This is a genomic window from Deltaproteobacteria bacterium, assembly GCA_009929795.1.
In the GTDB taxonomy this organism is placed as follows: Bacteria; Desulfobacterota; Desulfovibrionia; order Desulfovibrionales; family Desulfomicrobiaceae; genus RZZR01.
Genome location: RZZR01000014.1, coordinates 1 through 15,624 on the forward strand (window position 1 = coordinate 1; position 15,624 = coordinate 15,624).

The 15,624-nt window shown below is 60.2% G+C and carries 16 protein-coding genes; 4 read left to right on the forward strand and 12 right to left on the reverse strand.

From position 1 onward, the window contains the following. Positions 1–146: 146 nt before the first annotated feature. The 12 genes from EOM25_03045 to EOM25_03100 form a co-directional block, all read right to left on the reverse strand. The gene (locus EOM25_03045) at positions 147–626 is read right to left on the reverse strand and encodes a hydrogenase maturation protease (protein NCC24164.1); all 480 of its coding nucleotides are present in this window, start codon (positions 624–626) and stop codon (positions 147–149) included. Positions 627–713: 87 nt separating this feature from the next. Continuing rightward, entirely contained in the window at positions 714–2,177 is a 1,464-nt protein-coding gene (locus EOM25_03050; GenBank protein ID NCC24165.1) for a Ni/Fe hydrogenase subunit alpha, read from the reverse strand. A 10-nt stretch (positions 2,178–2,187) separates the two neighbouring features. Beyond that, positions 2,188–3,159 carry a F420-nonreducing hydrogenase gene (locus tag EOM25_03055; GenBank protein ID NCC24166.1) on the reverse strand — a complete coding sequence of 324 codons (972 nt, stop codon included), beginning with the start codon at positions 3,157–3,159 and terminating at the stop codon, positions 2,188–2,190. Further along, positions 3,159–3,575 (reverse strand): hydrogenase iron-sulfur subunit, encoded by a 417-nt coding sequence (locus EOM25_03060; GenBank protein ID NCC24167.1) that lies wholly within the window; start codon positions 3,573–3,575, stop codon positions 3,159–3,161. Before EOM25_03060 ends, EOM25_03055 begins: the two co-directional genes overlap by 1 nt. Beyond that, positions 3,575–4,495 (reverse strand): heterodisulfide reductase, encoded by a 921-nt coding sequence (locus tag EOM25_03065; protein ID NCC24168.1) that lies wholly within the window; start codon positions 4,493–4,495, stop codon positions 3,575–3,577. The genes EOM25_03060 and EOM25_03065 overlap by 1 nt, the downstream gene beginning before the upstream one ends. A gap of 20 nt (positions 4,496–4,515) precedes the next feature. Then, positions 4,516–5,031 (reverse strand): heterodisulfide reductase, encoded by a 516-nt coding sequence (locus EOM25_03070; GenBank protein ID NCC24169.1) that lies wholly within the window; start codon positions 5,029–5,031, stop codon positions 4,516–4,518. A 12-nt stretch (positions 5,032–5,043) separates the two neighbouring features. Further along, a complete protein-coding gene (locus tag EOM25_03075; GenBank protein NCC24170.1) occupies positions 5,044–7,065 on the reverse strand; it encodes a CoB--CoM heterodisulfide reductase iron-sulfur subunit A family protein in 2,022 nt (673 codons plus the stop codon). Between the two features lie 346 nt (positions 7,066–7,411). Continuing rightward, positions 7,412–8,128 (reverse strand): peroxiredoxin, encoded by a 717-nt coding sequence (locus tag EOM25_03080; protein ID NCC24171.1) that lies wholly within the window; start codon positions 8,126–8,128, stop codon positions 7,412–7,414. Between the two features lie 33 nt (positions 8,129–8,161). Then, a complete protein-coding gene (locus EOM25_03085; protein NCC24172.1) occupies positions 8,162–8,923 on the reverse strand; it encodes a 3-hydroxyacyl-ACP dehydratase in 762 nt (253 codons plus the stop codon). Positions 8,924–8,932: 9 nt separating this feature from the next. After that, on the reverse strand, positions 8,933–10,207 hold the full coding sequence (locus EOM25_03090) for a 2-hydroxyacyl-CoA dehydratase (GenBank protein NCC24173.1): 1,275 nt from the start codon (positions 10,205–10,207) through the stop codon (positions 8,933–8,935). Between the two features lie 290 nt (positions 10,208–10,497). Further along, positions 10,498–10,893 carry an acyl-CoA thioesterase gene (locus EOM25_03095; protein NCC24174.1) on the reverse strand — a complete coding sequence of 132 codons (396 nt, stop codon included), beginning with the start codon at positions 10,891–10,893 and terminating at the stop codon, positions 10,498–10,500. A gap of 16 nt (positions 10,894–10,909) precedes the next feature. Next, positions 10,910–11,533: an FMN-dependent NADH-azoreductase gene (locus tag EOM25_03100; protein ID NCC24175.1), complete on the reverse strand. Its 624-nt coding sequence runs from the start codon at positions 11,531–11,533 to the stop codon at positions 10,910–10,912. Between the two features lie 94 nt (positions 11,534–11,627). Here EOM25_03100 and EOM25_03105 point away from each other — a divergent pair, with 94 nt between their 5' ends. From EOM25_03105 to EOM25_03120, 4 genes are all read left to right on the forward strand, one after another. Continuing rightward, positions 11,628–11,855, forward strand: coding sequence for a MoaD/ThiS family protein (locus tag EOM25_03105; protein NCC24176.1), 228 nt, complete (start codon positions 11,628–11,630; stop codon positions 11,853–11,855). After that, positions 11,852–12,682 carry a HesA/MoeB/ThiF family protein gene (locus EOM25_03110; protein NCC24177.1) on the forward strand — a complete coding sequence of 277 codons (831 nt, stop codon included), beginning with the start codon at positions 11,852–11,854 and terminating at the stop codon, positions 12,680–12,682. The genes EOM25_03105 and EOM25_03110 overlap by 4 nt, the downstream gene beginning before the upstream one ends. Before the next feature lie 289 nt (positions 12,683–12,971). After that, complete coding sequence (locus EOM25_03115; protein ID NCC24178.1) at positions 12,972–14,408, forward strand: mannose-1-phosphate guanylyltransferase/mannose-6-phosphate isomerase; 1,437 nt, start codon at positions 12,972–12,974, stop codon at positions 14,406–14,408. Then, on the forward strand, positions 14,344–15,621 hold the full coding sequence (locus tag EOM25_03120; GenBank protein ID NCC24179.1) for a PAS domain-containing sensor histidine kinase: 1,278 nt from the start codon (positions 14,344–14,346) through the stop codon (positions 15,619–15,621). Before EOM25_03115 ends, EOM25_03120 begins: the two co-directional genes overlap by 65 nt. Positions 15,622–15,624 lie beyond the last annotated feature (3 nt).

Here is a 15,624-nt window from a genome sequence, read left to right on the forward strand (position 1 = left end):
GCGGCCATGCATGCCCTGTCTCTCGACCCGGTGACGGCCGCCGTCTGCACTCTTGATCAGATTCGAGCGATGTTCGATGAATTGCGACACGCGCAACGCCCCTGGCTCGATCGTTGGATGCACTGAGATTCGTGTCGTAGGCTGTGTCAGCCCAAATTGCATTCCTGACGGATCATTTCGACCACCCGCTCCACGGCCGCCTGCACCGCAGGCGTGCAGGCCGGACAGAATTCCGAGGCGTCCTCGATTTCGATGAGGATAATGCGCAGATCCATAGGCATCTCGCCTGGGAAAAGCTCCTGGCCGGCCTTGAGGGTCCCGCCCAGGGTGGCGGCATGCGACCCGGAAAGCAGGCCATCGCTGAAGATGTCATCCAAACGAAGGTCGAGGACCGTGCCCGGAGGATGACCGAGCTGACAGGCATCCACGACAAAGGCCCGATCGAAACCCATGACCTTGTCCATGGCCTCGAAGCCCACCGTATGCAGAACCTCCACGGTCACGGGCAGGCCCAGGGCCTCGACCCGTTCGGCCACCTCGATGCCGGCCCGGTCGTCCTTGAGCAGGGGATTACCGATGCCAACCACGACCGTACCCCTCTTTGCCTTCACGGTGTCATTCAACATGCGGACCTCTCTGAAAGACAGGTTTGAACGGAACAAGGCCGCATGTCCATCTCGGACATGCGGCCTTGGTTCCCCGAAGGGCCGGGGCTAGAAGTTCGACAATTCCTCGCGTAAGGTCCCGTCCGACTCGAAGATCTCGATCTTCAAGGGAACCCCGCCGGTGACCGTGTGCGTGGCGCAGGCCAGGCAAAGGTCATAGGGCCTGAAGGCCATTTCCACATAGTTCAGGAGGCCTTCGTTGACTTGGCCGTCCTTGATGAAATGCTTGGCCGCCTTTTTGACGGCCAGATTGATGGGGCCATTGTTGTGGGTCGTGGCCACGATGAGGTTGGCGTTGGTCACGATCCCCTTGTCGTCGGTCTGGTAGTGGTGGATGAGGGTCCCGCGCGGGGCCTCGATGATGCCCACGCCCTCGCCGGTGATGGCGTAATTCTGGTTGACCGTGTCCGGGCTGGTGATCTCCGGATCGGCGGCCAGAATCTTGAGCTTCTCGGCCGCGCTCAGAAGTTCGATGGCCCGGGCCCAGTGGTAGGCCTGGATATAGTGAACCGGTCGGGAGTTGAAGGTCTCGTGGAACTGCTCGTAGGCCGCCTGTGCCAGGGGGGTGTCCATGCCGTTGCCCACGTTCATGCGGGCCAGCGGGCCAACACAGTACATGTTCGTGCCCTCGCCCTCGGTGATACCGCTCCATGGTCCCATCTTCTTCTGATACGGAAACTTGAGGTAGGACCAGGGCAAAACGCGCTCGGAAATGAAGTCCAGATAGCCCTTGCCGGTAAAGGTCCCGACCTCCCGGCCGTTCAGATCGATCACCTTTTGGGTGCCGTCGTAGTAGGTGACGCGGCCCTTCTCATCCACGCTGCCCATGTAGTTCACCGGGACCTTGTACATGTCGCCGGTAACGAGCTTCATGTAGGCCTCGTTCTTGAGCACCACGTTGTCGAAGACCTGCAGGGTCAGCTTGCCCAATTCGACCAGCTCGTCGGCCCAACCGGCCACCTGGACCCGTTCCTCCTCGGTCAGCCGCTTGGACCATCCGCCAGGGAGGGCGGCCACCGGGTGGTTGGGTTTTCCGCCAAGCATCTCGAAAATCTTCACCGCCAGGCCGCGCTTGCGCAGGACCTCACGGCCGATCTCGGCCCCGACCTTGCCGATCAGACCGATGATGTTTCGCTCGGCCGGGGAGGCTTCGGGTCCGACCACGAAATCGGGAAAGCCCAGAGCGTAGAGGATGACGGCATGGTCCTCGATATAGTGGGCGTTGAAGTACATCTCGCGGAGCTTTCGGCCGGTGCTCGTGGGCGTCACACCAAAGACCCCGTCCGAGGCCTTCATGGAGGCGGTGAAGTGCACTCCCCGGCAGACGCCGCAGATGGTGGACACGGTCCGGGGGACCTCCTCCATGGGCATGCCCTGTAGAAACTTCTCGTAACCACGGAACTCCACGGTCTGAAAAAAGGCGTCGTCGACATTTCCCGCGTCGTCGAGGAAAATGGCGATCTTGCCATGGCCCTCCAAGCGGGTGATGGGATTAATTTCGATTTTTTTCACGGCATTCCTCCTATCGGACATTGCTCTTCAGACGACTGGCCGGAAGCGAATAGCGGTAGACCAGCTTGGAGAGGACCGGGAATTTCTCCAGCAGCGAGTCGGTGGCCGCTTCGCTGCCGAGAATGGAGCCGATGGCGCTAACGGCCCGGGCCCCGTAGTCCTTGATTCCCGGAATCGGGCCACCACATCCGCGGCAGGGCATGTTCACATTCAGACACGAGGCTCCGCAATCTCCCTGAGTGATCGGCCCCAGGCAGACGAAGCCGTGCTGAAGCAAGCAGCCCTTTTCCTCGGGCATGCCGTCAACCGTCCGCTTGACGGTCTCCACCGGGAGGCGCTCCAACTCCTCGTTGGCCGGATTGCGCTTGCACACGTCGCACACGGCTTTGCCGCTGGTCAGCCAAGACCCCTTGGGCGGCAGGTTGCCGGTGACGATGGCCTCAACGGCCTTGGCCACGAAACTGTGGTGCGGCGGACACCCGCCCACGTAGTAGTCCACCTCGACCAGATCCTGGATGGTCCGGACCTTGTCCTGGAAGGCCGGCAGGGTCAGATCGTACTTGCCGTCCAGGAAATACTGGGGCTGTGGATAGACACCGTCGGGATTCTCGGTGGAAAAGGTGTCCTTGTAGGCCTGCTTGAAGAGTTCGTCGTTGGTGTGGATGTTGGCCATGCCCGGGATGCCGCCCAGGGAGGCGCAGGCCCCGAAGGCCACGAGAATCTTGGATTTAGCCCGAAGAACGCGAACCATGTGCTCGTGCTCGCTCAGACGAACCATGCCGTCCACAAAGGCCAGGTCGATAGACTTGTCGGCCATGGCCTCGAGGTCCTTGTACTTTACGTCGGCCACGGTCGGGGCCCAAAAGACGACCTCGATGTGCTCCAGGGCGTCAAGCAGATTCTCGGACAGATCCACCAGGGCCATCTCGCACCCGGCGCACCCACCGGCCAGCAAAAACGCAAACTTGATCTTGTCAGCCATCACTTGCCCCCCTCCTTGACCGGATTGGGCCCCAGCTTGCGGAGCTCTTCCGTGTATTCGGTCATGACCTCGGCGAATTTCTTGCCCTCGGCCCCGGAGATCCATTCCCAGCGAAACCTCTCCGGCTCGTAGCCGAATTCCTGGACGATCTTCTTGATCATCTTCATCCGCCGGTCGGTCTTGTAGTTGCCTTCCTTGTAATGGCAGTCACCGAAATGACAGCCACCGACAAAGACGCCGTCCGCGCCCCGGGACAGGGCCTCCAGGACATATTCGGGCTCGACCCGGCCGGAACAAGGCACGCGGATGAGCTTGATGGTCGGCGGATACTTGCAGCGAAGGTTCCCGGCCAGGTCGGCTCCCGCATAGGTGCACCACTGACAGGCGAAACCGACGATGTTTGGGCTGAAATCCATTATTTCACCTCCTCTTGAACCTTTCGTTTGTCGGCTTGGATCTCGGCGATAATCGCATCCCTCGAGGTCTGGCTGATGGCCGCCACCTCCTTGGAATCAAAGCCCTGAGCCAAGGCCAGCAGCTGGGTGTAGTAGAAGACCGGAATTTCGTAGTCGATGATCCCGCGCTCACGGAAGATCTTCTGGGCTCCGTCCATCTGCAGATAACAGGACGAACAGGTGGTCACGATCATATCCGGATCGAGTTCCTCTTTGATGGAATCGAATTTGCGCTTCAAAAGGCCAAAGGACTTCTCTTGATCCGTGCTCCGCATAGCCCCCATACCGCAGCAATCGGCCAGGCGACTGTACTCGGGGGCGTCGGCGCCCAGGACCTTGCAGAGTTCGATGAGCTGGGTCGGATAGAAGGAGTTCTTCTCCTTGACCTCCATGACATCCGACGGCCACAGGATGTGGCAACCGGGTTGAACGGCGATCTTCAGACCGTCCAGGCTGAATTTGAGAGAGGCCTTGATCCTGTCCAGTCCGATCTTGTCGTAGAGGACATGCGCCACGTGATAGACCTTGGACGCGCCCGTGTAGGATCGACCGATGGCTGAGAGGTTTTCGTTGACCACGCCCTTTTTGCCGGGCTTGTGATCGATCATGTGCTTGGCCTCGGAAAGGACACCAAAGCATGAATTGCAGCCGGTCATGAGGTCGACACCCCGTTCCTCGCCCAGGGTGATGTTTCGGGAGGATATGGTCAGCCAAGTATCCAGGTCGAACGATGGGGCCGTGCCCCAGGCCGGGCAGCAGGTGGCGCCGTCCAGGTCCACCGGCTCCACGCCCAGGGCCGGGAAGACCTTGCGGAAGGACTGCTCGATGTCCGGGGCCTTGAAGGGAATGTTGCATCCCAGATAGAGTCCGTATTTTTCCATGTGTACAACTCCTTTCGTGCTTAGAAGATGCCCAGGTCGGCCATGGGGCTGTTGTCGAGGAGGGTCTGGATCTCCTTCTGAGCCTGGGCATTGTTGAGGGCCGTGGGAGGCACCGGATCGAGCCCGACCTTTTTCCGATTCTCGGCCGTTGCCTCGGTGGTCACGGCGTGACCGACCTGATACAGGCTCATCTGGGGGCCAAAGGCCGAGGTCGAAAGAGCCAGATCATTGGCCTGATAGCGGCGGTAGGCAAAGACCACCTCCTGAGGCCGAACCCCCTGGGGGCAGATCTCTGTGCAGCGATTGCACGACTGGCAGCCCCAGGTGGAGACCTCCTCGATGGTTTCCTCCATCTGCCCGTTCAGTATCTTGCGGATGAGCAGGCGGCACAGGACAGGGAACCCGGCTTTCACTCCTGGACAAACCGCGGAGCAGGCCCCGCACTGCACGCACTTGAGAATTCCGTCCCCACCAAGATCGATGATGGTCTGGACGGCTTCCTTGATCTTGTCGTTCTCTATTATCAACGCAGGCATGGAATCACTCCTCTAGGCGGTCAGGGCCGCGATTTGAGCGTAAATCTGGTCGTCCTCGTACCCGTGCAGGACAATGGCTCCGGATGGGCAGGCCGACGTGCACACCCCGCATCCATGACATTGAGTCATGTCGATTTCGGCCCTGGGCCGGTCGCCATGAATTTTCAGGCTGATGGCGTCGTACGGACACAGAGGCACGCAAATGCCGCAGCCACTGCATTTCTCGGTATGCACCTCTGACAGGATCGGCTCGATCTTGACCTTGCCCTGGGCCAGAGGCACGGCCGCTGCCGCCGCAGCGCCCTTGGCCTGGGAAACGGTATCAGGGATGTCCTTGGGCCCCTGACAGCATCCGGCCAGAAAGATGCCCCGAGTGGAGGTCTCAACCGGGCCCAACTTGGGATGGAGCTCCCGGAAGAAGTTGGAGCCGCAGAATTGCAGACCCAAGGTCTGGGCCAGCTTTTTGGCCGATTCGGGCAGTTCGATGGCCGTGGCCAGAATGACCAGGTCGGATTCGTACTCGATGGGCGTAGCCGACTCCATGTCGTAGGCCAGGACACGCAGCTTGTCGCCGGGCAGCATTTCCAGGCCGCCGACCTTGCCCTTGAAGATGTTCACACCCATCTTGCGGGCCCCGACATAGTATTCGTCATAGTCCTTGCCGGCCGTGCGGACGTCGATGAAGTGCATGTTGATGCTCAGGTCCGGATATTTCTCCTTGAGGAGACGGGCCTGTTTGATCATGTACATGCAGCAGACCCGGGAACAATGGGTGTGGAACTTCTCGTCCCGGGAGCCCACGCAGGAAACGAAGGTCATGGTATGGGGCTTCTCGTTGTCCGAAGGTCGCAGGAGCTTGCCGCCGGTGGGGCCGGTGGCCGAGATGAGCCGCTCGAGTTGCAGGGCGGTGATGACATTGGGCGAATCCGGGGCCATCTCCTTGAACCAGCCCTTGTCCATGACTTGATAGCCGGTGGCCACGACAATGGAGCCGACCTTGATTTCCTCGATTCGCCCGTTGGGGTCGTGAGACAGACTGCGGTTGATGGCGTCGGCCGGACAGGCCTCCTGACAGGGGGCGATCATGGGTTCGCCTGTCTTCTTGCTGACCCTCGGCTCCTCGCCGAATTTGTGCCCTCGACAATTCAAACAATTGGCGGCGTCGATGACCGCCTTCTTGGGTACGGCCTGGGGAAAATGGATGTATGCCGCCCCGCGGGCCGACAGGCCGAGATTGAACTCGTCCTTGATCTTCCCCTTGGTTTGTTCCAGGCAGACCTCGGCGCAGGCCCCGCAGCCGGTGCATTTGTGCCAGTCGATGTAGGTCTGCTTGCGTCGGATCTTGACGTCGAAATTGCCGATATAGCCTTCGACTTCCTCCACCTCGGAATAGGTCATGAGCTTGATGTTCGGGTGGTTCCCGGCATCGACCATGACCGGGGTCAGGATGCAGGCCGAGCAGTCGTTGGTCGGAAAGGTCTTGTCCAGCATGGCCATGACCCCGCCGATGGAAGGCTCCTTTTCCACCAGATAGGTGGTGAAGCCCATGTTGGCCAATTCCAGGGCCGAAAAGATTCCCCCGACTCCGCCGCCAACGACCAGAGCGGCCTTGGTCACGTCGACGTACTTGTCTTCCAGCGGGTGCAGGCGGGCGGCCTTGCCTACGGCCGAGGCCATGAGTTTCTTGGCCTTTTCCGTGGCCCCGGAGTGGTCTTGCCCATGAACCCAGGAATCCTGGTCACGGATGTTGGCCATCTCGAACAGATACTTATTCAGACCGGCTGCTTCGCAGGCGGCCCGGAAAATCGGCTCGTGGGTCCGGGGCGTGCAGGCGGCCACGACCACACGGTCCACCAGACCGGCCCGGATATCCTGCTTGATCATCTCCTGACCCGAGTCCGAACACATGAACAGGTCCTTGCGGGCCACGGCCACGTCGGGCAGGGTCTCGGCATGGGCCCGGACCGCCTCCACGTCGATGACCCCGGCGATGTTCGTGCCGCAATGACACACATACACCCCAACTTTCGCCATCTTGTCCTCCTTGATTGTATGTCCTGACTGATCTGTTCCCGAGCCTGAACCGCTTGGCCCGGCGACCATACCAACGACCATAAAAAAACCTGACCCACGCATTGAATCGAAAACATTGGGTCAGGTTCAATTCAATTCGCCCATCGACTCCTTTCAATGGAAACTACCAGATGCGCCACAGGAGACAAATCGAAAATGAATTTGTTCCATACGTGGAACGATAGACGTCATCGATAGCAAGAATTTGCAATTATTGCTATTCAAATGGCAACAATTTGTGGACCATGAAAAAAGCCCGGCAGGATAAATCCCACCGGGCTCGACATCGATCACCACGACCAATGAGCTACTTTTTGAGTATGGCCTTGAAGACCGTATCTTTGTCGATCTTTTTGGTGCAGAAAAACCAGTCGTGGCAGGTCATGCCTTCCTGTCCATCCATGCGATCCTTGGCCACCCCACAGGAGCCGGCCGGGGGCACGATGACCTCGTCGCCGGGTCGCCAATCGGCCGGTGTGGCTACACCGAATTCGTCGGCCGTCTGCAGGGCGATGAGAATGCGGTACATCTCGTCGAAATTCCGGCCAAGGCTCAGGGGATAGTAGACGATGGTCCTGATGACCCCCTTTGGATCGATGAAGAAGACGGCCCGCACGGCCTTGGTCGTGCTTTCGCCGGGCTGAATCATCCCGTATTTCTTGGCCACTTCCATGGTGATGTCCTCGATGAGCGGAAAGGTGACCTCGATGTTCTTCATTCCCTTGAACTCGATCTTCTCCTTGATGGTCCTCAACCAGGCAATGTGACTGTAGAGACCGTCCACGGACAGGCCGACCAGTTTGCAACCGGCCTCGTTGAACTGCTTTTCCATGGCCGCGAAGGTCATGAACTCCGAGGTGCACACAGGCGTGAAATCGGCCGGGTGGCTGAAGAGGATGACCCAGCTGCCCTGGTACTGTTCGGGAAACTTGAGCTCCCCCTGGGTGGTCACGGCCGTGAAGGCCGGGGCCTTGTCTCCGATGCGGGGCATGCTGATGGCTTCTGTTGTCTGCTGGGCTTCCATGATGAATACCTCCTGATTGTAGGGTGTCATGCGTTACTGGACGGAACCGTACAGGGCCGCTCCAAGGGCCCCGACCATATCGGGATTATCGGGAACGACTGGCTCGCGTCCCAGGGCCCGACTCACGAGCTCGACCACGCATGGATTGCGGGCCACGCCGCCGGCAAAAACCACCGGATGCGTGAGGCCCACCCGGCCGAGCATGTTCATGGTCCTCTTGACGATGGAGGCGTGCAGACCCAGGGCGATGTTTTCGGGACGATGCCCCTGGGCCATGAGGGACGTTGCCTCGGTCTCGGCGAAAACCGTGCACATGGAGTTGATGGTCAGGGCCTCGTCGCCTTGCAGGGCGTAGGCCCCGAACTCCTCGATGGAAATCTGGAAAACGTTGGCCACGTGCTCCAGAAACTTGCCCGTGCCCGCGGCGCAACGGTCGTTCATCTCGAACTTGAGAACCCGGCCGTCCCCGGTCAGGCTGATGGCCTTGGTGTCCTGCCCGCCGATGTCCAGGACCGTTCGGGCCTCGGGCGACAGATCGCGCACGCCAAGGGCGTAAGCCTTGATCTCGGTGATGGTCTCAACGGGCGGACCATTGTCTTCGGCCAGGGTCTGGGCCACGAGGGTCCGGCCGTAGCCCGTGGCCGTGACCCGTTCCAGAGGCAACCCGGCTACGAGGGACCGAATCTGGCCCCGGGGGTCGAAGGTCGTGGGTCGACGGGCCGTGTGGACCACGGCCCCGTCACGTCGGCAGACCAGTTCGATGGACCGCGAGCCGACATCAATGCCGGCGATCATTCCGGGCATCTACTTCAGCATCTCCACGAATGCCTCGACCCGGGTCTTCAATTGTTCCACGTCCTCCATGGAATAATCCGTTTCGATGGCCAGGGAGGGGATACTTTCCTTCTCCAGACGGTTGCCCAGCTTGATGGCCTCATGGCCGTAGGGCTGGCAGAACATGAGGGTGTACTGGACGACCCCATCGGCCTTGAGTTCCCGGGCTATGGCCGCCACGTTGTCCATGCGCTCGGTGTTGGGCGTGAAGCAGGCGCAGTCGATCTTCAGATACCGGTCCACGATGGTCTCGATCATTTCTTCCAGGGTCTCGCCCGACTCGTCCACCAGATCCCGGGTGTTTCGGGTGCCGATGCAGGACTCCTCGCCGACGATGACCGCCCCGGAACTCTCGATGACATAGGGCAGCTTCCAGTTGGGCACGGCCATGGGGCAACCCGAAAGCAACAGCCGCGGAGTGCCCTTGGGAGCCACGCCTTGCCCGGCCTTGATCCGTTCTTCGATCTGATCGCACAGGGTCGAAATGGAGGCCGTGAACCGCACCGGGTCGTCGTAGAAACCGACCTGGTTGATGAGCAGGGCGTCCCGACCCGAGATGGGGGCCGGATCGGCTTCCCGAAGACGGTTCAACCGCTGAAGGACCCGCCTGCGATCGTTCACGGTCTTGATGGCCGCCTTGAGTTTTTCGGCGGTGATGGTTTTTCCAGTCAACTTCTCCACCTCGACCATGTAGCGCAGGACCTCGGCTTTCCAGAGCTCGCGGTCGCAGGCCCGTTTCTGCTGCGGGACCTCCATGACCAGCATGGGCACGAGTTCGCCAAAGGCCTCGTAGGCCTTTTTCTTGCCGTCGCAGGTGGTCTCGCCCACGATCAAATCGCAGGACTCGGTAAAGGGACAGAGCTTGGCCATCTTGAAACCGATGAAGGACTTGATCAGGGCGCAGGTGTTGCGGGGAACGAGCTTTTCGGCCTCCTCCTTGCCGGCGTCGGCCCCGGAACAGAGGCCCACATGGACCGCGTCGGCGGCCAGGCTGATCTCCTCGGGCACGAAGACGCAGAACGACCCGATGACCTTCCGGCCCTGAGCCTTGGCGTCCTGAAGCTCCTTGATCCGCAGGCCGTGGACCTCGGACAGGACGAAATCCAGATACTCCATGCCCTGAAGCCGGCCCTGCTGGGACATGTAGATGTCGCCGTAGAACTTGCCCAGAACCTGAAGCAGGCCATCATGGGCCGGCAGATCAAGATTCAGCTTCTCCCACATCTCATGATACGATTGGCTCATACTGTTCTCCTCGGAATGGTTCTTGTTTATGGAATCCATCCTATACCCTTGGTCAGGGGAGAAAAGTCAAATCATTCCAGTCTATAGCCAAACCAATTCACAATTCAAACGATCTATAGACAAGACTGGTCTGCCTTGAATCTACTTGGTTTGGTCCTCATATTTTGGAAACGAAGGTTTGATTCAGCGACATGGTCATCCTCAAATAGCCAATCCCCAGCGCCGACAATCAAAAGGCCCGAAGCGACTGTTCGCTTCGGGCCTTCTTACGGGCACGCTTCAGGATCTGATCAAACCCAGGTGTTTGTCGAGCAGTCCTTGCCCGGGCCGCACTCGGGCAAAGGGATTTTCTGACCTTGGCGGTCCACGCGAACAAAGGTGATGCGGGTGTTGAAGACGGGTCGTTCGTCCACGGCCCCGTCCTCGTCGGCAAAGACCTCTACGCCATAGGTCACCGCGGTCCGGCCCTGATGCAGCCGATTGACCTGGAACCGGAGCATGGCCCCGCTGGAGACGGACTGGGTGAAGCGGACCTCGTCCATGCCCACGGTCACCAGGCGGCAGCCCCGGTATTCCCGCGAAGCCGTCAACCAGGCGAATTCATCCACCCATTTGAGGAGCATGCCGCCAAAGAGATAGCCGTGGTGATTCAAATGCTCGGGCCGGACCAGCGTGTAGAGATTCACGTCCTCACCCTCGGGGTCAGAACCGCACTACCAGGCTTCGGGCCTCGTCCATGGCCGCCAGCCTGGATTCCTTGGCTTTTTCCGGGCCCTGGAGCGTCGGCTGGACCACCACCGTGAAGATCTGCTCCAGGCCGATGAACCGCAAAAGCCACTCGAAATGCCTGGCCTGGAAGTTGATGGCGTCGGCCCCGGAATCAGGTGGATACTCCCCTCCCCTGGCGTAGGCCACAAAGGCCTTGCCCTCGGTCAGGCCATGATAACCTTCGGCCGTGGTCGTGAATGTGTAGGACGGTTGGATAATGACGTCCATGTAATGTTTGAGGACATAGGGAAAATTAAAGTTCCACATGGGCACGGCAAAGACGTAGCGATCAAAGGACGTGAAGTCCTCGATGACCGCCTCCACGGCTCTCCACCTGGCCTTTTGCTCCGCACTGTGCTCCAGACCGTGCATGATGTTGTACTTGGCCTCCAGCATGGCCCCGTCCAATTTGGGCAGGTCCATGGCAAAGAGATCCCGGACCTCGACCACGGCCTCGGGGTGCCGCTTCCGATAGGTCTCAACGAACACGTCGGCCACGGCCAGAGAATGGGATCGTTGCCCCCTGGGGGAGGCCTTGATGTACAAGAGTCTCTTCATGTCGGCTCCTCGTTTTCGCGTTGACGTTGATATTCCTTCTCTTCTAGTCTCTCAACGACCATGCGAACCGTCAACAGGAATTCGCTCCATGTCAATGAAAATCCAGCTCAAGCTCTTCGCCACCCTGGCCACGTTCAGACCTGATTCGGCCCAATGCTATGAATTGCCGGACGGGTCCACAGTGGAGGATCTCATCGCTACGCTCGGGATTCCGGAAAAGGAGGTCCATCTGATCTTCATCGACAATGCCCACGCCGAACGGGAAACCGTCATCAAGGACGGGGCCCGGGTGGCCCTGTTCCCGGCCGTAGGTGGCGGATGAGGGATCTGCTCGAGAACCTCAAGGCCGCGGCCAAACCCGGGGCCTTCAAGGACGGACGGCCCGGCCGGTTCATCGATCTTGAGGTCGTTCGATCCCTTGCCCGAAGCCATGGAATGCCCAGCCGCGAAATCGAGGCCCGGGCCTTGGACCTGGAAATCGTTCCCCAGCGCTATGCCCGGAACATGGCCCTGCTCGAATGCCGGGACCAGGCCCGCCTCCTGCGAAGCACTGTTTCCGTCGCCGGTCTGGGAGGCCTGGGGGGCTTCGTGGCCGAATTTCTGGCCAGAATGGGGGTTGGCAGTCTGACGCTTGCAGACCACGATCGCTTCGACGAGACCAACCTCAACCGGCAATTATACTGCACCGAGGCCGATCTCGGCCATTCCAAGGCCCTTGTGGCTGCCCAACGAATTCAGGCCGTCAATTCGTCACTGACCACAACCGTTATCGAGAACCGTCTCGACGCATTGACCTTTCCCGCCTTTCTGAACGGTGCCCAGGTCGTCGTGGACTGCCTCGACAACCATCCATCCCGATCCGACCTGGCCCGGGCGGCCGATCAGGCCGAAATCCCCCTGGTCACGGCATCCGTGGCCGGCCTGGTGGCTCAAGTTTCCACCGATGCCCGAACCTTTGCCGATCATTCCGGTCCTGAAGGATCAACTCCTGAAGACCGACTGGGCACCCTTGTCTTCGCCCCAGCCTTGGCGGCCTCCTGCCAGGCGGGGGCGGCCCTGGCCATTCTTCTCGGACACCCCTCGCCCCTCGACGGCCGCATGCTGGCCGCGGATCTCGAGGACATGACCTTCGCCGTCCTGAACCTTTGAACCGTCAGACTCTGTTTTTTCCGGACAAGTCAGTCCATCAAAACCGGACAAGTATCCCGATTTTCAACGGACCTGATTTCTTAATATACTGAATTCATTAAATCATAATACCTGGCCCGATCATTGCTTATTCCTGTAGGTTGAAATGACCGGCTCCGGACCGCCCGCGCTCGTCCCCTCCTGCGCGATGCTGGCCCGGGGCCGGTTCCATTTGAATCCCGCCGTCTTGAGTTTTTCTCCTTGAAGCCGTAACAGAGCAGAAAAAATCACAATCGTTCAAGGAGGATTCATGCTCCATCCTGTCGTTCTCTCCGGAGGCTCCGGCACTAGGCTCTGGCCTCTGTCCCGCAAATTCTACCCCAAGCAGCTTCTTCCCCTAGTCGGGGAGGAAACCATGATCCAGACCACCATCGGCCGGGCGGCCTCCCTGCCCGAGGCTGCCCCGCCCATCGTCATCTGCAACGAGGCCCACAGGTTCCTGGTGGCCGAGCAGATCCAGGAAGCCCGACTGCCCCACTCGGTCATCGTCCTCGAACCAGAGGGCCGCAACACGGCCCCGGCCGCGGCCGTCGCAGCCATCCTGGCCCTCGGGAAGGATCCCGAGGCTATGATCCTGGTCATGCCTGCGGACCACGTCATGACCGAGCCCCAAGGATTTGCCCAGGCCGTCCGCCAAGGTCTTCCTTATGCCTCCCAAAATCTTCTTCTGACCTTCGGCATCCGTCCGGACAGGCCCGAAACCGGCTACGGCTACATCCTTCAGGGCCGGGCCCTGGATGATGGGAGCGATCGGACTTTGGTCCATGCCGTGGATCAATTTGTGGAAAAACCCGATTTGGAAACGGCTCGGGCCTACGTGGAATCCGGGGACTATCTTTGGAACAGCGGAATCTTTCTCATGTCGGCCGCAACCTATCTTGAGGAACTGGAACGCTTTCTGCCCGAGGCCTTGGCCTCTTGCCGCAGGGCTGTGGACCGGGCCGCGTCCGACCTGGACTTCCTCCGGCTGGATCCCGAAAGCTTTCGGGACTGTCCGTCCGACTCCATCGACTACGCGGTCATGGAAAAGACCGATCGTGCCGCCGTGGTCTCCATGGAGGCCGGGTGGAGCGATGTCGGGTCATGGTCGGCCCTGATCGGCATCGGGTCCCCCGACGAGAACGGCAATGTCTGCCGGGGAGACGTCATGGCCCACGGCTCTAGGAACAACTACCTCCATGCCAGTCACCGTCTGGTGGCCACCGTGGGGCTCGAGAACCACATCGTGGTCGAGACCAAGGACGCCGTTCTGGTGGCCTCCCTGGACAAGGCCCAGGACGTCAAGGCCATTGTCGAGCGCCTTGTTTCCCGGGACCGCGAGGAGCACCTCCTCCACCGCAAGGTGTACCGACCATGGGGCAGCTACGAGGGCATCGACACCGGCGACCGGTTCCAGGTCAAGCGGATCACGGTCAAGCCCGGGCAAGTTCTCTCCCTCCAGATGCACCATCACCGGGCCGAGCACTGGATCGTGGTACGGGGCACAGCCAAGGTGACCAACGGGGAAAAGACATTCCTGCTGGGCGAGGATCAGTCCACCTACATTCCCCTGGGCACGGTCCATCGCCTGGAAAACCCGGGAAAGATTCCCCTGGAACTCATCGAGGTCCAGACCGGGTCCTATGTTGGCGAAGACGACATTCAGCGATACGAGGACCTCTATGGACGGGCCGAGCCCTCATCCTGACCCGGAATCCTCCGACCCCGACCGAGACTCCGACCGCAGGGAAAAAGCCCTCAAGGCCGTTCTGGCCAGACTTCTGACCGCCCATGCCAAGGCCTTGAATCTGGCCCGGGCCTCGGCCGGGGAACTCCTGGAAGCCGTCCTTGAAAAGGAGGCCCTCCAGGAAACCAGAACCCACAGCGAACGGAATCTTCAAGCCCTCATGAATGCCGTTCCCTTCCGGACGACCATCATCGATTCCAAGGGCAGACTCCAGCTTTCCAACGATTCGGCCCTGAACATGCTTCGCGGGGCCGACTTCGCCCGCCATGTCCCGGCCAGGGTGGCGGCGGGCATTCAGGGATGTCTCCGGACCGGAACCCCATACAGGGGCCGTGAAAAGCTGGGCGATCGACATCTGGTCTACACCGTCGTCCCATCCATGGACGATGACGGCCGGATCGAGCGGCTGGTCGTCATCGAACAGGATATCACATTTCAGATGAGCATGAAACGCCACGGTTCGGTCTCCCAGAAGCTTGAAAGCCTGGGAACCATGGCCGCAGGCATCGCCCACGATTTCAATAACAAACTGGGCACCATCGCCATCTTTTCACAACTCGCCATGGAGGTACTGGAGCCGGACCACCCGGTCCGCAAGTACGTTCACCGGATCCAGAAGACCGTCCAGACCTCCAAGCAGCTCACCGAACAGGTTTTGACCTTTGGCCGTGGAGACACCCGACCCAAGATCGTTCTCGACCCGGTCCCGGTCCTCCGTGACGCCGTCAAGTTCGTCCGCCGGACATCCCCGCCCAGCGCGGTCTTTCACGTCGACCTGCCTGACAAGGCTCCGACCATTCTAGCCAACTCCATTCACCTCCACCAGATCGTCCTCAATCTGACCTCCAACTCCCTGGACGCCATGCCCGACCAGACCGGAGACATCTGGATCTCCCTGGACGAATCGGCCGCCCCCGCCGAGGTCGAAATCGGATTTTCCGGACCGCATCTGCTGTTGACCTTCCGGGATAACGGCTGCGGCATGAATCAGGAGACCCTTGAAAAAGCTCTCCAGCCCTTCTTCACCACCAAGGTCGACGGCAAGGGAAGCGGCATGGGACTTTCCGTGGTCCACGGCATCGTTAAGGGAATGGGCGCGACCATGCGCATCGACTCATCGCCGGAGACGGGGACGGCCTTCTTCATCTCCATCCCAATCTACGAGCCCTGCTGAACA